At 57.9% G+C, this 16,513-nt stretch carries 16 protein-coding genes; 5 read left to right on the top strand and 11 right to left on the bottom strand.

Going from position 1 to position 16,513, the window contains the following annotated elements:
- Positions 1-172: 172 nt before the first annotated feature.
- Together L879_RS0108655 and L879_RS0108650 are read left to right on the top strand one after the other, a co-directional pair.
- Entirely contained in the window at positions 173-496 is a 324-nt protein-coding gene (locus L879_RS0108655; protein ID WP_051435168.1) for a c-type cytochrome, read from the top strand.
- 9 nt (positions 497-505) lie between these two features.
- A complete protein-coding gene (locus L879_RS0108650) occupies positions 506-1,039 on the top strand; it encodes a CDP-archaeol synthase (protein ID WP_084020839.1) in 534 nt (177 codons plus the stop codon).
- Positions 1,040-1,097: 58 nt separating this feature from the next.
- Here L879_RS0108650 and L879_RS0108645 read toward each other — a convergent pair whose 3' ends face one another.
- From L879_RS0108645 to L879_RS0108625, 5 genes are all read right to left on the bottom strand, one after another.
- Positions 1,098-1,766, bottom strand: a complete 669-nt coding sequence (locus L879_RS0108645) for a protein-L-isoaspartate(D-aspartate) O-methyltransferase (protein ID WP_245265196.1) — start codon at positions 1,764-1,766, stop codon at positions 1,098-1,100.
- 62 nt (positions 1,767-1,828) lie between these two features.
- Positions 1,829-2,176, bottom strand: a complete 348-nt coding sequence (locus tag L879_RS0108640) for a GYD domain-containing protein (RefSeq protein ID WP_027315754.1) — start codon at positions 2,174-2,176, stop codon at positions 1,829-1,831.
- Between the two features lie 251 nt (positions 2,177-2,427).
- A complete protein-coding gene (locus L879_RS0108635; RefSeq protein WP_027315753.1) occupies positions 2,428-3,549 on the bottom strand; it encodes an ABC transporter permease in 1,122 nt (373 codons plus the stop codon).
- Between the two features lie 3 nt (positions 3,550-3,552).
- Positions 3,553-6,300, bottom strand: a complete 2,748-nt coding sequence (gene rbbA, locus L879_RS0108630; protein WP_035459113.1) for a ribosome-associated ATPase/putative transporter RbbA — start codon at positions 6,298-6,300, stop codon at positions 3,553-3,555.
- 8 nt (positions 6,301-6,308) lie between these two features.
- Positions 6,309-7,376, bottom strand: coding sequence for an HlyD family secretion protein (locus L879_RS0108625; RefSeq protein WP_027315751.1), 1,068 nt, complete (start codon positions 7,374-7,376; stop codon positions 6,309-6,311).
- 303 nt (positions 7,377-7,679) lie between these two features.
- Here L879_RS0108625 and L879_RS0108620 point away from each other — a divergent pair, with 303 nt between their 5' ends.
- From L879_RS0108620 to L879_RS0108610, 3 genes are all read left to right on the top strand, one after another.
- Positions 7,680-8,168 carry a CreA family protein gene (locus L879_RS0108620; protein ID WP_027315750.1) on the top strand — a complete coding sequence of 163 codons (489 nt, stop codon included), beginning with the start codon at positions 7,680-7,682 and terminating at the stop codon, positions 8,166-8,168.
- Positions 8,169-8,787: 619 nt separating this feature from the next.
- Positions 8,788-9,405 (top strand): hypothetical protein, encoded by a 618-nt coding sequence (locus tag L879_RS23605; protein ID WP_154664148.1) that lies wholly within the window; start codon positions 8,788-8,790, stop codon positions 9,403-9,405.
- A 103-nt stretch (positions 9,406-9,508) separates the two neighbouring features.
- Complete coding sequence (locus L879_RS0108610) at positions 9,509-9,955, top strand: GNAT family N-acetyltransferase (RefSeq protein WP_027315748.1); 447 nt, start codon at positions 9,509-9,511, stop codon at positions 9,953-9,955.
- 96 nt (positions 9,956-10,051) lie between these two features.
- Here L879_RS0108610 and lpdA read toward each other — a convergent pair whose 3' ends face one another.
- The 6 genes from lpdA to L879_RS0108580 form a co-directional block, all read right to left on the bottom strand.
- Entirely contained in the window at positions 10,052-11,449 is a 1,398-nt protein-coding gene (lpdA, locus tag L879_RS0108605) for a dihydrolipoyl dehydrogenase (protein WP_027315747.1), read from the bottom strand.
- Positions 11,450-11,454: 5 nt separating this feature from the next.
- A complete protein-coding gene (locus L879_RS0108600; RefSeq protein ID WP_027315746.1) occupies positions 11,455-12,780 on the bottom strand; it encodes a dihydrolipoamide acetyltransferase family protein in 1,326 nt (441 codons plus the stop codon).
- Position 12,781: 1 nt separating this feature from the next.
- Positions 12,782-13,795: an alpha-ketoacid dehydrogenase subunit beta gene (locus tag L879_RS0108595; RefSeq protein ID WP_027315745.1), complete on the bottom strand. Its 1,014-nt coding sequence runs from the start codon at positions 13,793-13,795 to the stop codon at positions 12,782-12,784.
- Between the two features lie 3 nt (positions 13,796-13,798).
- A complete protein-coding gene (locus tag L879_RS0108590; protein ID WP_027315744.1) occupies positions 13,799-15,031 on the bottom strand; it encodes a 3-methyl-2-oxobutanoate dehydrogenase (2-methylpropanoyl-transferring) subunit alpha in 1,233 nt (410 codons plus the stop codon).
- Between the two features lie 168 nt (positions 15,032-15,199).
- Positions 15,200-15,568, bottom strand: a complete 369-nt coding sequence (locus L879_RS0108585; protein WP_027315743.1) for an SPW repeat protein — start codon at positions 15,566-15,568, stop codon at positions 15,200-15,202.
- A gap of 57 nt (positions 15,569-15,625) precedes the next feature.
- Positions 15,626-16,459 carry a universal stress protein gene (locus tag L879_RS0108580; RefSeq protein ID WP_027315742.1) on the bottom strand — a complete coding sequence of 278 codons (834 nt, stop codon included), beginning with the start codon at positions 16,457-16,459 and terminating at the stop codon, positions 15,626-15,628.
- Positions 16,460-16,513 lie beyond the last annotated feature (54 nt).

Below are 16,513 nucleotides of genomic sequence, written 5' to 3'. Positions count from 1 at the left end.
ACAGCGGATCGAGATTGCGAATAATCAAAGACAACGCACGCTGATCGACCACCTTACAAGTGTTCAATTTGCTGACAGGGGAAACAATCTTGCCCGTTGAGGGGGCAGCGTACTCTCATGCCGAAGTTTGCCCGAACGCTCCGTAAAAGGAGCCGCTTGCAGGAGCCGGTTCATGATTCGCATTATCGGCATTCTTATTAGCCTCTTCATGGCACCCGATCTGCTTTACGCTCAAGATGCCGGCAATCCCAAGGAGGGACTTCGCCTGTCTCGAGAAGCGTGCGCTACCTGTCATGCAGTTGAAGCTGGTCAGGGCCGATCCCCCCGTGAACAGGCACCAACCTTCATGCGTATCGCTCAGACGCCCGGCATGACAACGACCGCTCTCACAGTTGCCTTGCGGACGTCGCATAAGACGATGCCCAATATCATGTTGGAGCCAAGGGAATTGCGAGACGTGACAGCCTATATCACAAGCTTGAACAAGAAGCCTTGATCGATAGCGATGGATGACTGGACGCCGTCTGTGAGGGTTGAGGCCTCGAACGTGGACGAATTCAGGCTGAACTTGACGGTTCTGTTTCTGCTGGGAGCGGCCAATGGCACGCCCATCTTCATCAAGAAGCTTTTGAAGGATCGCTTGGCAAAACCTCTCGATTTCGGCCTGAAGCTGCCAGATGGGCAACCCCTTCTCGGATCATCCAAAACATTTCGTGGTCTCGCAGCATCGATTGCCGCTACCGCCCTCTGCGCCGAAGCCCTAGGAATCGGCTATAAGATGGGAGCCTGGATCGCCACTCTATCCATGCTCGGGGACCTGTGCGCGAGCTTCCTCAAGAGACGCTTACGCCTTCGACCTCATGCCCGCGCCTTCGGAATCGACCAGATTCCTGAAGCCTTGCTTCCGCTTGTACTACTACGGAAGGAACTAGGTCTGGATACGCTGAATATTCTCGTTCTAACGACCGTCTTCATTCTGTTGGAAATCTGGCTTTCTCGCCTTCTCTTCAAGCTTCGTATCCGTGACCGGCCTTACTGACAGATTTTGGAGAGCGGCGAACATGCGTCGGAGCTTGATTCTGAACGGGTTCTACCTCTCAACTAAACTTTTCCAGGCAACCGAACCGAGCGGGGAGGGATTCCTGGAGAGTTACTCGACCATTTTCATCCTTCATGACGACGGTCAGCCGCTGCATCTCTTCAGGACCGAGCGGCATGACAAGGCGGCCACCTGGTTTGAGTTGCGCCAGAAGCGGACCAGGCACATCGTCGGTCGCAGCCGTCACTAGGATCTTGTCGAAAGGCGCGTGCTCGCTCCATCCGCGCGCCGCATCACCGACCCTGGTCTCGACATTCATATAGCCAAGTTGATGAAGGGTTTCACGCGCAACGCCAGCAAACTCCTCGATGACCTCTATGCTCCAGACCCGGCCTGCCAGCTCTGCGAGAATTGCGGTCTGGTATCCCAGCCCCGTACCGACTTCGAGCACTTTATCGCTGGGCTGGATAGACATCATGTCTGTCATGAGTGCGACGATGAAAGGTTGCGAAATCGTCTTGTCGAATCCAATGGGCAGAGGTGTATCATGATAGGCATAAACGGCAAGAGGTGCCGGAACGAAGAGGTGTCGCGGCACTTTGCGCAGAGCATTCATCACTCGCTCATCCAATGCCGACTTGCCGATTTCATTGCTGGCCAGATCGGCATGGATGGCGATAACCTCAGCCATATGTCGGCGCAGAACCGTAAAGTGAGCATCGCTCATTGGCTTCATAGCCATTAACCTTCTCGATGCTCAAACGGAATTCACCTGCTGAATCCTGTCCTTCACGAAGATCGTTGACTCTGCGCTCCAGCCGGCCTGAACCGTGCGGCAACCGGACCGGCCTTTGCGAAAGCCAACTGCATGTCCGCTGACGTCATGGCAAGCGTCGTCTTCATGTCAACGACACCTCCAGAAGCTGCTGCGACAATGGCGGATGTGGCAACACCTTCGTAAGGCCCCTCCGATACGATCAGGAAGTCGTACTCGCCGAATGTCATGTAATACGATAAGAGCTTTCCGCCCGATTGCGCAAAAAGCTCACGTACGGCTTCCTCGCGGTTCTCAGGCTTTGCCAGCATTCCTCTAACGGCATCCGGCGTGAAGCGCCCTTGTGTGACGAAGATCGGCATGTCTTTCTCCTCTTCGGTTCACTATCTCTAAGTAATGCCGCAAACATCTTCCTTGCGAATTATCAAGCAAGAACACGCTGTCAAATTCTGGCCTCGAAAATTCAAAAGGCATGCATCGCTGTCATTGCAGAGTATTCAGATTAGCCGCAATTGAGGAGCGGAATTGTCAAGGTGGTTGCAGATGCAGACCGTTTCCAGAATCGCATGGAACGCTTATGCCGCTGCTTGGAAGTACCGCGACAGATATCATTCTATGCCATATCGCTGATCGACTTGCGGAAGCGAGCAAGTGAGAAGCTGAATAGAATGGTTCCGATAGCGGCCAGAGCAAGAATCTGAGGCCAGACGACTGAGAACTCAGCCCCTCGATAAAGGATCGCCTGCGCGAGCATAATGAAATGGGTCGTGGGTGCGGCGAGCATTACAGTCTGGACCAGTTCTGGCATGCTCTCTCTCGGGGTCATTCCCCCCGAGAGCATTTCCAGAGGTATCAGCACGAGAATCATCAGCATGCCGAATTGCGGCATGGTCCTGGCCACGGTCCCTAAGAAGATTCCCATCGATGTCGTCGCGAACAAATGGATGGCCGCGCCGATCAGAAACAACCAGACAGGCCCTGCGATAGGTACCGCCAGCAAACCTTGTACCACGAAGGCAAGAGACAGAGTACAAGCGATCAGCACAACCAGCGCCATGGACCAAATCTTGCCGGCCATGATCTCGAACGGCGTCACCGGCATGACGAGCAGATGCTCGATGGTGCCGTGCTCACGCTCACGGATCAAGGCGGCGCCGGTCAGAATGATGGACAGCATGGTGACCTGGTTGATGACCTCGATGACCGCACCAAACCACGCCTTGTTCAGTTCCGGATTGAAACGGGCTCTCAAAGCTAGGTCCACCGGCAGGGTCGGAATGGAGCGATAACCTTGAGCAAACGCATTTACCTCGCCGATGACGATCTGCTGAACATATCCGCTTCCTGTGAAAGCCTGGCTCATCCGCGTCGCGTCGACGTTGAGCTGGATGACGGGCTGGCGTCCGGCCAGCATATCCCGTTGAAAATTGGGCGGAATATCGATGGCAAAGGTATCGATGCCGGCATCCATCCGGGCATCCATCTCAGCTGCCGTGATCAGCTTTGGAGTTATGAAGGACGGGGGCAGAAAGGCGCCGACGATACGATTCGACAGAGGTGAACGGTCTTCGTCGACGATAGCGATCGGCGCTCTGTTCAATGTCTCCGGCATTGCCGTTGCAGCTGTATAGACGGCGACAGTGAAAGTATAAGCGACAAGGAAGAGCATCATCGGATCGCGGGCCAGACTGCGCAATTCCTTGACGCCGAGATAAAGGATATTGGCCGGGTGCATCTTTCATGTCTCCTGTTTTTTAAGGAGAAGTGCGCTCACCGTGATGAGAATCGGCATGGTGATGATAAGCGGCCAGAAGGATGCCTGAAGATCAGAAAAATTCAGCGCCTTGGAAAAGGTGCCGCGCGAGATGGTCAAAAAATGTGTTGTCGGATAGATCTGGCCGATGAAAGCGCCGAAGCCTTCGAGAGACGAGACCGGATCGATCATTCCAGAAAACTGGGTGGCGGGTATCAGAGTGGCGACAGCCGTGCCGAAGATCGCCGCGATCTGGCTGCGCATGAAGGAGGACATCAGAAGACCCATGGCGGTCGCTACATAGATATAGGCTAAAGCGCTCACGGAAAGTGTCAAAAAGCTGCCGGTCAGTGGAACGCCGAAGATTGTGACAGCCAGTCCGGTCATCAGAAGGAAGTTGAGCAGAGCGAGCCCCACATAGGGAATTTGCTTCCCTAACAAGAATTCCAGCTTGGTGACCGGTGTCACATAAAGGTTCACGATAGAGCCAAGCTCCTTTTCACGCACAACGCTCAAAGCCGCCAGCATGGCGGGGATCAGCATCAAGAGAATCGGTATGATCGCCGGCACCATCGCCTTGATGCTTTCCACATCCGGGTTGTAGCGGAACCGCGTCTCGATGGTTGCAAGGCCTGTCGACTTGACTTTCGAGGCCAGCCACTGGCTATGCATGCCGAGAACATAGCCTTCGACGGTTTCGGCCCGCATCGGCATGGCGCCGTCGATCCAAGCGCCGATTTGGACTTCTCGGCCGCGGGCAACATCGCGTCCGAAGCCCGGCGGGATCTCAAGCGCCAGGGCAAGTTCGCCAGACCGCATGCGCCGGTCGAGATCCTGATAGTCAATGATCGGCGGTCGCTCGATGAAGTATCGGGACCCTGCCAAGTTCAAGATATACTCGCGGCTCACCGTGGTCTGGTCCCTGTCAAGAACCGCAAAGTTCAAGTCCTCCACGTCCATGCTGATGCCATAGCCCATGATGAACATCAGAAGGATACTTCCGAGGAGAGCAAGGGTGGCACGAATTGGGTCGCGCCGCAGCTCCAGCGCCTCGAGCCGAGTATAGCTGAACATGCGACGGGGATTGAAGAAGCGACGTTTCATCTTTCCTTCAGAATTGCTCTCACCGGATTCGAAAGCCTTCTTCACCCCTTCCCTGACAAGCGGCGAACTTTCCGTTTCGTCTCTACGCTCGGCTATCGCATTCTCCAGATAGCCGATGAAAGCTTCCTCCAATGTCGTGACCCCACGCCTTTCGATCAAAGCAGCAGGTGTATCGCTAACAAGAACACGGCCTGCATGCATGAGCGAAATCCGGTCGCAACGCTCAGCCTCGTTCATGAAATGGGTCGAGATGAAAATCGTCACATTATCTTTGCGAGCAAGATCGATCATCATCCGCCAGAATGCATCACGCGCGATGGGATCGACGCCTGACGTAGGCTCGTCGAGGATGAGCATGGCGGGTTCGTGAATCATTGCCACCGCCAGAGACAGGCGCTGCCGCTGCCCGAGCGGCAGCTTATCCGGCAGGACTTCCATCACTTCGGTGAGATCGAAACGGCCGGCCATTCTCTCGATGCGCTCAGCGATTACATCCTTCGGCACATGGAACAGGCGCGCGTGCAGTTCCAGGTTCTGCCGGACCGTGAGTTCACCATAAAGCGAGAAGGATTGTGACATGTAGCCGACACGGCGCCGCGTATCGAGATCCTGCGCATTGACCGGTTGCCCGAAAAGCCAGGCTTGACCTTCGCTCGCCTGTAAGAGTCCGGTCAGCATTTTCATCGTCGTCGTCTTGCCGCATCCATTCGACCCCAAAAAGCCGAAAATCTCGCCGCGCGGGATCTGAAAGCTCACATGATCGACCGCCACGAAATCGCCGAAGCGCATGGTGAGGTCCTTGGCCTCGATGGCGATCTCATTCTCACCTTCCCGTCTCGGAACGATCTCTACAGGCTGATAGCCGCGACGCTTCTCCTCAGGCATCAATGCGATGAACGCGGTTTCCAGTGTCGCGGAGTTCGTGCGATCGAGGAGATCCCGAGGCGTCCCCATGGCCAGCACACGCCCCTCGTCCAGGGCCACGAGCCAATCGAACCGGGCCGCCTCTTCCATATAAGCGGTCGCCACGATCACGCTCATCCCTGGGCGTTCGGATCGAATGCGGTCGATCAACTCCCAGAACTGGCGACGCGAGAGCGGATCCACGCCTGTCGTCGGCTCGTCGAGAATGAGAAGATCGGGATCGTGGATCAACGCACAGCAGAGGCCGAGCTTCTGCTTCATTCCCCCGGAAAGCTTCCCGGCCGGCCGATCGACGAAAGGGGAAAGTCCCGTGCTTTCGACCAAAGAGGCGATTCGACGCTCACGCTCGGCACGGCCATGGCCGAACAGACGCCCGAAGAATTCGAGGTTTTCAGAAACCGAGAGAGTGCGATAGAGGTTCTTGCCCAAACCCTGAGGCATATAGGCGATGCGCGGGCAGACGTTCTGCCGGTGACGCGACTTGGCCATGTCGCCACCAAGGACCTCGATATGCCCTGTCTGGATCGTCCGGGCACCTGCGATGAGGGAGAGAAGGCTCGACTTGCCGACACCGTCAGGACCGATCAGGCCGACCATGCAGCCAGCGGGCAGGTTGAGGGAGATGCGATCGAGAGCCCGCGTCTTGCCATAGATCAGACTGACATCCTGCAAGCGGGCGACAGGAGACGGCGCCGGGCTCATCATGGCACCTGTCACGGCACGATGTTCTGCAGGTTGGCCGGCCAGGCGACATCGGGTTCGATTCTCACATAGGCCACTCCCGGCAGTCCGGCCTTCACATCACGGATGTACTTCTTAAGCAGCTCAGGTGGAATCTGCGCCTTGATGCGGAACATCAGCTTCTGGCGCTCGCTAGCCGTCTCAACCGTCTTGGGTGTGAACTGAGCCACGTCGGCGACGAACGTCGCCTTGGCCGGGACGACATATTGCGGAAGCGCGTCGAGAACGATCCTTACCTCGCTTCCGAGCCGTACGCGGCCAGCGGCTTCCGTAGGCAGGAAGAAGGTTATGTAGACATCGCTGAGATCGACCATGTTCAGCACGCGGCCGCCGGCCCCGAGAACCTCGCCGGGCTGGGCCACCCGGAACTGCACGCGGCCATCCCGCGGGGATCTCAGCGTGCTGTCGTCGATATCGGCCTGAATACGTTCAATGGTCGCCTGGGCGGCATCGACCGCCGCCTGCGCATTGATGACAAGGGCCTCCGCCGTCCCTATGGCAGCCTCCGCAGCCGCGACCTGGGCTTGCGCGGCACTGACGGCGGCCTTCCTGCTCTCGAACTGTGCCCGATCATCGTCCAGCACCTGCTGGGACGTGGTGCCGCGCGCAGCAAGATCCTGCGATCGCGCGTAACGCTTCTCAGCCGCGTCTCGTTCGGCCTCGCGCTGCGCGACCAGGGCAATCGACGCCTGCCGTTCAGCACGGCGCTGCACGACCTGGTGCTTGGCCGTCTCGATACTGACGAGGGCCTGCTGACGCTGTGCCTTGGCCTCCCTGAGTTGCGCCTCGAGCACCGCCGTATCCATCCGGGCCAGGATCTGGCCAGCTGTCACGAAATCACCTTCGTTGACGAGAATGTCCTGAACCCGTCCGGCTCCCTTCGTTGCAATGTCGATCTCGACCGCCTCGATCCGGCCGTTGCCGCTGGCCAATCCCGCAGGCAGGCTCACCGGTTGAAGAAAACGCCACAGGCCATAGACGGCTCCGGCAGCGACCGCGAATACCGTAATCCTGAGAAGCCATCTGCTGGTCGTCTTCATCGCTCACCACAATCGCCGCTTTGCAGGCTATGAGCCCGCAAAGAATCATAGAGATCGGACCGCCTCGAAAAGAACAGCCAAGATCCTTGGACGGCACTCTCCGGAACAAGGCCGGTTCGCCGAGAATGGCACATTCCTCGAACTGGCGGGAAAAGGTATTTTTGCTTATACTTATTCCATCTCAATGGACGTTGATATGTATCAAGGCTGCCATTCGTGAGGATCGATAGGTATATCATCGCTTGACTGAGCGAGGGCCTTGAACCCGCGTTCCCCACATTTTCTCAAGAGGAGACCGCTTCCATGAGGGTCCTGTTCTCGGCCACGATCCTGGCGCTTGCAGGCATCCTTGGCCGCCCAGCCCTGGCCGATGTCGTCGGGAAGGTCAGGACGGACTGGGTCGGAAACGACATCGTGGTCGAATCTATTCAGGACCCTAAGGTCCAGGGCGTCACCTGCCACATTACCTATTTCGAGCGGAGCCTGATCGACCGGTTGCAACAGGGGAACTGGTTCGAGGATCCCTCGAACTCCGCGATTGCCTGCCAGACGACTGGCCCTGTGGTTGTTGGCGACATCGACCTCGGCCGGAGCGGTGAGAAAGTGTTCCATGAGGGTCGCAGTCTTATCTTCAAGAAACTGGTCGTCAATCGCATCTACGACCGGCAGAACAACACACTGATCTACTTGGCCCACACCCGTCAGGTTCAGCAAGGCAGCGCCAAGATGTCGATTGCGACCGTTCCCTTGTACAATGTGCAGGCAACCTGGGTGAAGGCACGTCCGCAATAGAACCTGTACCAAAACGCCGCGATATCTCGTAAATCATGTGAGACGTGCGGAGGATAGAATGCTGAATTGGGTCGTCCGTGGGTTATTGGTCATAGCCGGTATTGTCACCGGAATATTCATCGCTGAGGATGCTCCGAATTTCGGCGTCATTCAGATGATGGTAGCCCTTCTCTTGCTAACGTTGATCGTCGCCGCCATTGCCTTCTGGCCGTCCCGATGGAGAACCAGTTCAAGCAGGGCCGACGATCCGCGACGGAGATGATCGGCAATCATCATTGCCTGAAGACCTTAAATCCAGGAGAGGCAACGACTGAACCGCTTGCGCCTTCCATGTGAGAAGTTATCGAGTTTTCTCCAGCGCATTAACCTGCACATATGTTGCATGATATGAATGCCAAACAGCATCCGAAAGCTGGAGCTATCCGCAGGCATCAAGGATATTTCGCCTCTTAGGCTGCGCAATGGAAATGTCACAACCTGAATGCGCATTGAGTTACTGATCTATTTGCAGATGATAACCAGAACAGGGTTTCTAACTCTCTTTAACACATCATCGAGCCCAGGCCGTCCGGAACTGAAATAGCGTGGCCACGTTGCTTCTTCGAGCAAGGAGAAGGGCATGCCCGAGCTTGGCTTTCATCTCCGATTCCCCGCACGTCTGCTTGGTTCCCTAACCTTAGCCGTACCTTTTTTATTTGCACTGACTGTCAACACTGCACAAGCTCAGGGTCTGTTGAACTTTTTCAAGGCTATCTTTCAGCCGCCGGCACCAGTCTCCCAACCTCAATTCCTCGGCAATGAACCCGGCCCGGCTGGCAGCGACACGAAACGCCAAATCAGATCGCGACCCAAACCGGTCGCTGCGGAGAACGAAGAAGTCAGGAAGCCCATCGAACCGAGGCCTCCCGGCCAATTCACCAATCCTGTCGCCGCACTTCTCAGTGACAGCACATTGCGCCCTGGTGACATGGTGATGTTTCCGGATGGGCTGCGTGTCTTCACAGGACGCGTTGGCCAGACACATAAACTGAATGACTTCAAGCCTATAGCCCAGATGGCCAAAGGACTTTCCCGCTCCACCCGGAAGCTGGTTTCAGGGCTGCTTCCAGGCGATAACGTGACATGGAATACGAGCGCCGTCCCAAAGAACGAGAAAGTTGCATCGAAGACCACCGACGTCGCAACTACCGGGAGCGTGAAAAAGCAGAACCCGGGAAAAGACCCAAAGTATCCCTGACACCTTCACCGCCACCGCATTTCCGCTATAAGGCACGATTCACGCAGATCTCTCTGCTGAAATCTACGCCAATCACAGAATCGTTTCGCTCACCGAAGACACAATGACGCTCGATCTGAGACCGGCCTCCTCAGGCGATTACACCTTTGCTCTCAAACTCTACCTTGAAACAATCAAGCCTCTCGCAAAAGTATGGGACGACTGGAACGATGAAGAACAAGCCGCTCGGTTCAGATCTTTGTGGCGCCCGCAAGACACCTGGATCGTGACGCTCTCAGAACGCAATATCGGCTGGCTTGAGTTCAGGCGAACAGCGGACGAGATTTTTTTGAAGCAGCTTTATATCGATCCGGCACATCAGCGCTACGGCATCGGGTCGCGTGTCTTGGAGAGAATCTTCAAAGAACATGCGGGCATGGCTAAGTCGATTGCGCTCTTTGTTTTGAGAAACAACTCGGCGCTTTCTTTCTATAAGCGCCATGGCTTCAACATCGTGAGGGAAATCTCCTCCACCTTCGTCATGCGCCGTGCTCTAGAAAGGGTGATTTAAGACTCTTACCTGTCTTTCAGGTGAACCGACATCCGGGCTGCACATTCTCCGGACTCGCAGGATCGATCCTTCTAATCCAAGACGGAGGCGGATCAATCAAATGTGCAGTTCATGCCCTAAAGCCTTCAAAGCCGCTTCCTGAAAAGCTTCACCCTGCGTAGGATGGGCATGGATCGTGCCCGCAATATCCTCAAGGCGCGCTCCCATCTCCAGTGCAAGACCGAAGGCGGCAGAAAGTTCGGAAACACCCTGCCCTACGGCCTGTATACCGAGAACCATATGGTTGTCAGCTCGCGCAACAACACGCACGAACCCTTCCTCTTCCAGCTTTGTCATCGCGCGACCGTTTGCTGAGAAGGGAAAGTGCCCTACCTTGATCTCGGTTCCAGACCGCTGCGCTTCATCGGGCGCCAAGCCTATTGTGACGATCTCGGGATCGGTGAAGCAAATGGCCGGGATACCACGCTTATCCCAAACACGGTTGTGACCCGCGACGATCTCGGCCACCATCTCGCCCTGCGCCATAGCCCGATGGGCCAGCATCGGCTCTCCCGTCACGTCGCCGATGGCATAGATGCCGCGCATGGATGTCTGGCATTTTTCTCCGATGCGAATGAAAGGGCCATCCATATCGAGTACCAGCTCTTCCATACCCCACCCTTGGGTGACGGGCTTGCGCCCCACCGTCACGAGAACTTTGCTTGCCTGTAGCGCTTTCTCCGATCCGGACTCGGTCTCGACGATCAACGCATCGCCCGTCTTCGACAAACCTCTGGCATTCGCGCCGGTCAAGACATCGACACCAAGATCTTTCAGCCTTTTGCTCACCGGTCGCGTCAGCTCCGAATCGTATTGAGGCAGAATACGGCTCTGCGCTTCAACGATTGTGACACTCGAACCCAGCTTCGCGTAAGCCGTTCCAAGCTCCAGCCCGATATAGCCACCTCCAATGACGACGAGCCTTTCCGGGACTGTCGTGAGTGCCAGCGCCTGAGTAGAGGAGATGACGGACCCGCCGAAAGGCAGATCGGGCAACTCGACTGGCGCTGCTCCCGTTGCGATCACAACATTCTCGGCGCGTATGGTCTGAGGCCCGGTTTCCGTCTCGACCTCCACCGTCTTGCCGTCCCGGAAGCGCGCCTGCCCCTGTACCATCTTGACTTTTGCGCGCTTAAGAAGAACGGAAACACCGTTGTTCAACCGACCCACGATGTCGTTCTTCCAGGCTACCGTCTGAGACAGGTCGATCTTCGGTTTCTCTGCTTCAATTCCCAGGACGTTCCGGGCGTATGCGAAGCGACCGATTCTGTCGAATTCCTCCGCCGCATGAATGAGCGCCTTCGAGGGGATGCATCCGATATTGAGGCAGGTCCCGCCCGCTCTCTGCGTGTCGACGATGACTGTATCGACGCCAAGCTGTCCGGCACGAATGGCGCAGACATATCCTCCTGGACCGGCGCCGATCACGAGAAGCTTGCAGGAAATATCCTTCATCGAAATCAAGCCTCCACGAAGATCAGAGCCGGTGTTTCCAGGAATGTCTTGATGCGCTGAATGAAGACCGCGGCATCCCACCCATCGATGATTCTATGGTCGAAGCTGGATGACAGATTCATCATCTTGCGGGGAATGAAGGTCGCCCCGTCCCAAACGGGTCTCATCATCATTTTGTTGACGCCGATGATCGCCACCTCCGGATGATTGATGACGGGTGTCGTGACGACGCCTCCCATAGGCCCCAGGGAGGTGATGGTAATGGTCGACCCGGTCAGTTCATCGCGGGTGGCCAATCCAGCCTTTGCAGCCTCCGTAACGCGACCCAACTCCGCAGCGCAGCCCCAGATGTCACGCGCCTCTACATGCCTGACCACGGGTACCATGAGGCCGGAAGCGGTCTGGGTTGCAATGCCGATATGAACGCCGCCGTACTGGTGAACCACTCCGGCTTCATCGTCATAAATAGCATTCAGATGAGGTTGCTCGAAGATGGCTTTCGCCATCGCTCGCATCAGGAACGGCAGGACCGTCAGCTTCGGTCGATCCGATCGCCTGTTCGCATTGAGTGCAGCCCGCAAGTCCTCGAGCGCCGTCATATCGATTTCTTCGACATAGGTGATGTGAGGAATTCGCGACTTCGCAACCGCCATCTTCTCGGCGATTTTGCGACGCAGGCCGATGACCTTGATGTGCTCGACCGAGGTATCCTGGATCAGTTTCGATGCTCTTGCGACTTCGGGTCCACGAGCCAGGAAGTCATCAAGGTCTTCATGGGTGATTCGCCCTGCAGGACCTGTACCGGCGACCTGCCGGAGATCGATGCCCGCTTCACGGGCTCTGAGCCGAACGGCGGGCGAGGCAACCGGTTTCTCCCCCTCAGGGCGTGGGACCGCCGGCCGCCGTGCCCGCATGGCGGCACGTGGAACAGCCTCTGCGGGCGAAGGATAGGGAGCGCTTCTCGCTGGACCCTCGACGGCGACCTTCGAAGCCTTGCCCGCCTGATCGGCCTGTGCCTCTTTTCTCTCCAATGAGAGAGAGGGCTCAGCCTCCTCCCTCGGTTCGCTCACAGGGATGTCGCTCCCCTCACCCGCTACCTTGAGGCGGATGAGCGGAGAACCGATGGCCACCACATCGCCGATATCCGCCCCGAGCCAAACGACTTCGCCGTCGACGGGCGATGGGATCTCGACGGTCGCCTTATCCGTCATCACCGCCGCAAGCACTGCGTCCTCGCGAACGATGTCACCGACTTTCACATGCCATTCGACAAGCTCGGCCTCGGCAATTCCTTCACCGACATCGGGCATCTTGATCAGGTGCTCGCCCATGTCAGGCCTCCATCGTTTCGACCAGAGCCCGCCCTACGCGAGCCGGACCCGGGAAGTAATCCCATTCCTGCGCGTGCGGATAAGGTGTGTCCCACCCGGTGACGCGGGCAACCGGCGCCTCAAGCTGGAAGAAGCAGTTTTCCTGAACGAGGGCAGCCAACTCAGCGCCGAAGCCTGACGTGAGCGTCGCCTCATGGACGACCACGCAGCGGCCAGTTTTCCTGACCGATGCGGCGATGGTTTCCAGATCGAGCGGAAGCAATGTGCGCAGGTCGATGATCTCGGCGTCGATTTCCATTTCGGAAGCTGCCGCCTGCGCCACATAGACCATGGTTCCATAGGCCAGAACGGTTATGGACGAACCCTGGCGGACGACCGAGGCCTTGCCGAGCGGGAGACTGAAGTGTCCACTCGGGACCTCGCTCAGCTCATGCTTCGACCACGGGGTGACGGGTCGATCATGATGACCATCGAACGGGCCATTGTAGAGACGCTTAGGCTCGAGGAAGATCACCGGATCCGGGTCTTCGATGGCAGCGATCAGGAGGCCCTTGGCATCGTAGGGGTTCGACGGAACGACCGTCTTCAGTCCCGACACGTGAGTGAACAGCGCCTCAGGGCTCTGACTGTGGGTTTGTCCGCCAAAGATGCCACCGCCGGTCGGCATTCTGATGACCAGTGGACAGGTAAAATCTCCATTCGACCGGTAACGCAGACGGGCGGCCTCGGAAACGATCTGGTCATAGGCCGGGTACATGTAATCGGCGAACTGAATCTCGACGCAGGGGCGAAGGCCGTAAGCCGCCATGCCGATCGCCGTTCCTACGATTCCGGATTCACTGATCGGCGTATCGAAGCAGCGTGTCTTTCCGTATTTCTGCTGCAAACCGGCAGTGCAGCGAAAGACACCGCCGAAATACCCGACATCCTCGCCAAAGACGACCACCTTCTCGTCGCGCCCCATCATCACATCCATGGCGTCGCGAATGGCCTCGATCATTGTCATGCGCGGCATGGTTCAAACTCCTGCCTGCTGACGCTGCCGGCGCAGGTGCGGCGGCATCTCGGCGTAGACCCCATCGAACATGTCGCGCGCGGAGGGCTTCGCGCCTGCATGAAGGGTTCCGTAACTCTCAGCCTCCTTCTGGGCGGCGATCACGGTGTCCAGGATTTCGGCTTCCGCCTGCTTGTGCCGCTCCTCAGACCAGACACCGCGCATGATCAAGTGATTCTTCAAGCGGATGATAGGGTCGCCCAAAGGCCAGGCATCCGATTCCGTTTTGGGGCGATACGCCGACGGATCGTCCGAGGTCGAATGCGCGCCGACGCGATAGGTCACATACTCGACCAGCGTGGGGCCGAGATTGCGCCGTGCGCGCTCGATTGCCCATTTCGCAACGGCATAAACCGCGAGATAGTCGTTGCCGTCCACCCGGAGCGAAGGGATGCCGAAGCCGAGACCGCGCGCGGCAAAGGTGCCGGCCCCCCCGCGGGCAATGCCCTGAAAGGTGGAAATGGCCCATTGATTGTTGACGATATTCAGGACCACGGGCGCCTTGTAGGTCGAGGCAAAGACCAGAGCGGCGTGAAAATCGGATTCCGCGGTTGAGCCGTCGCCGATCCAAGCGGCCGCGATCCTAGTGTCGTTCCGGATCGCCGAGGCCATCGCCCAGCCGACGGCCTGCACATATTGCGTCGCCAGATTGCCTGAAATCGTGAAGAAGCCATGCTCCTTGGAGCAATACATGACGGGCAGCTGCCGTCCTTTCAGGGGATCCCTGGAATTCGAATAAACCTGGCACATCATGTCCACCATGGAATATCCGTCTGCGATCAGAAGCCCCGCCTGACGGTAAGTCGGGAAGTTCATATCTCCCGGGGACAGTGCCTTTCGAAAGGCGCAGCTGATGGCCTCCTCGCCCAAATGCTGCATGTAGAAGGATGTCTTGCCCTGGCGCTGGGCGATCAGCATCCTGGCGTCGAAGGTTCGCAACGTCATCATATGTCGCATGCCTTCGATGAGCTCCTCATCGCTCAGAAGCCCTGCCCAAGGGCCCACCGCCTCTCCGCTGCGGTTGAGCACGCGGATGATCGAGAAGGCGAGGTCGCGGATGCTCTGCGGGTCGACATCCACTTCCGGCCGGGGCACGGCTCCAGCCTTGGGAATTTTCACGTTCGAGAAATCGGGCGCCCCTCCCGGCCGAACGGCTGGTTCAGGAACATTCAGGGTCAGCGGTTCGTCAGCGCTCATGGTCTTTCGTTCTCCCTTCTGAACAACTAGGAGCGAAAAACCACTCGGCCATAGGCTCGGCCGTTTCTAAAAAGGACGAGCCGCTACCGGCGCAGCCAGGAAGCAGGGATGAGGGACCCGGACCGGGCTTTGACCGCCCAGCCTGTCCTCCTGAGCGCGGCCCTGAGCTCAACGAGCCCCTGTGTCATCGGGCGCGTGATAAAGCCGGCGCAGTTCGAAGGCCGCAACGGCCACGATGCAGAAACCGGTCATGACATGGGCCCACCGGGCAGAAGGCACATCGTCAAACCACAGGAGCCAGGGGGCCCCCATGATCCAGAGTCCTGCGATCACGTTGAGCCACTCTTCCCAATCATGGGTCCGGATCACGGCGAGAAGCGCCAAGAGCACAACGACACCGCCGCTGAGCCTCGCATTGAGAGCTGCCCAGGTCTCGTGACCGAATCCGAGCAGCCACGGCGCTGCAAACAGAGTGGCCCCGAAGACGGCATTGACGATATTGATCGTCATATCGGAGCGGTTGCTGACGACACTCATGGTTTCCTCCTCCCGATGAGGGGTCTCATGATCCCGCCATGCGGCCTGAAGCGATGCCTAATGAGTCATCAGGATCGGCAGCTCCGCATGGGCGAGGATATGGCTCGTCGCACCGCCGAAGATCATCTGTCTCAAGCGGCTCTGGGTATACGCACCTTTGACGAGCAGATCCGCGCGGAGCCCGGCCGCATCCTCCAGGATCGCCTCGCCCGGGGAGCGCGCGTTCAAGCGGCGCGCGGCGACCTCGACACGGATTCCGTTTCTCCTCAGTCGGTCCGCCAGCTCAGCGCCGCTTGGACCGTCGGCCTCCCAACCCTCCAGGGTGAGCACGATGACCCTGCTGGCTTTCGCCAGAATCGGCATGCCAAGCGCAACGGTCCGCGCCGTTTCGGTGCTTCCGTTCCAGGCAATGACAACCGTTTCCCCGATCGTCGCATGCGTTCGGGGCGGCACCACCAGAACAGGCCGTCCGCCCTCGAACAACGCAGCTTCCAGCGTGGTCTGCCGCGGCGGCTCCTCGTTCTGCCCTGGACGCCCGATGACGATGAGATCGAAGACGCGGCCGAAGCTGCCGATATAGCTGTCCCCGTAGAGCTGATGGCCGAGCCAGCCACAGGAAACGTCTCCCGGCACCTCGCTTTTGAACGGCACGGCGCAGGAACGCATGAAGTCCTCGAAGACCTGTCGGGAGCGATCCACGAATTCACGCTGCTCCTTCTCGCTCAGAATGGTCCAACCCACCGGAACGTCGAAGGCGATGACATCGGGAATGTCCGGGCCGAGCGCGAGCCCCTCGACATGACTTCCAAAGCGCCCAGCAACCAGCAGAGCCGCATCGAGGACGGAGCGCATATAGCCGTGCTGCTCCACCGGAACCAGAATGGCCTTCATGACAACCACCTCGGCAGCCGTCGAGCCAGAACCTATCTGAATTATATGTAATTC

The sequence above is a fragment of the Microvirga flocculans ATCC BAA-817 genome (genome assembly GCF_000518665.1).
GTDB lineage: Bacteria > Pseudomonadota > Alphaproteobacteria > Rhizobiales > Beijerinckiaceae > Microvirga > Microvirga flocculans.
This window is presented reverse-complemented; position numbering and strand designations above follow the sequence as displayed.

What these genes read in the sequence shown, in the direction of transcription:
- L879_RS0108655 (WP_051435168.1), top strand. Translation starts at nt 173, where the DNA reads ATGATTCGCATTATCGGCATTCTTATTAGCCTCTTCATGGCACCCGAT.
- L879_RS0108650 (WP_084020839.1), top strand. Translation starts at nt 506, where the DNA reads ATGGATGACTGGACGCCGTCTGTGAGGGTTGAGGCCTCGAACGTGGAC.
- L879_RS0108645 (WP_245265196.1), bottom strand. Translation starts at nt 1,766, where the DNA reads ATGAGCGATGCTCACTTTACGGTTCTGCGCCGACATATGGCTGAGGTT.
- L879_RS0108640 (WP_027315754.1), bottom strand. Translation starts at nt 2,176, where the DNA reads ATGCCGATCTTCGTCACACAAGGGCGCTTCACGCCGGATGCCGTTAGA.
- L879_RS0108635 (WP_027315753.1), bottom strand. Translation starts at nt 3,549, where the DNA reads ATGCACCCGGCCAATATCCTTTATCTCGGCGTCAAGGAATTGCGCAGT.
- rbbA (WP_035459113.1), bottom strand. Translation starts at nt 6,300, where the DNA reads ATGATGAGCCCGGCGCCGTCTCCTGTCGCCCGCTTGCAGGATGTCAGT.
- L879_RS0108625 (WP_027315751.1), bottom strand. Translation starts at nt 7,376, where the DNA reads ATGAAGACGACCAGCAGATGGCTTCTCAGGATTACGGTATTCGCGGTC.
- L879_RS0108620 (WP_027315750.1), top strand. Translation starts at nt 7,680, where the DNA reads ATGAGGGTCCTGTTCTCGGCCACGATCCTGGCGCTTGCAGGCATCCTT.
- L879_RS23605 (WP_154664148.1), top strand. Translation starts at nt 8,788, where the DNA reads ATGCCCGAGCTTGGCTTTCATCTCCGATTCCCCGCACGTCTGCTTGGT.
- L879_RS0108610 (WP_027315748.1), top strand. Translation starts at nt 9,509, where the DNA reads ATGACGCTCGATCTGAGACCGGCCTCCTCAGGCGATTACACCTTTGCT.
- lpdA (WP_027315747.1), bottom strand. Translation starts at nt 11,449, where the DNA reads ATGAAGGATATTTCCTGCAAGCTTCTCGTGATCGGCGCCGGTCCAGGA.
- L879_RS0108600 (WP_027315746.1), bottom strand. Translation starts at nt 12,780, where the DNA reads ATGGGCGAGCACCTGATCAAGATGCCCGATGTCGGTGAAGGAATTGCC.
- L879_RS0108595 (WP_027315745.1), bottom strand. Translation starts at nt 13,795, where the DNA reads ATGCCGCGCATGACAATGATCGAGGCCATTCGCGACGCCATGGATGTG.
- L879_RS0108590 (WP_027315744.1), bottom strand. Translation starts at nt 15,031, where the DNA reads ATGAGCGCTGACGAACCGCTGACCCTGAATGTTCCTGAACCAGCCGTT.
- L879_RS0108585 (WP_027315743.1), bottom strand. Translation starts at nt 15,568, where the DNA reads ATGAGTGTCGTCAGCAACCGCTCCGATATGACGATCAATATCGTCAAT.
- L879_RS0108580 (WP_027315742.1), bottom strand. Translation starts at nt 16,459, where the DNA reads ATGAAGGCCATTCTGGTTCCGGTGGAGCAGCACGGCTATATGCGCTCC.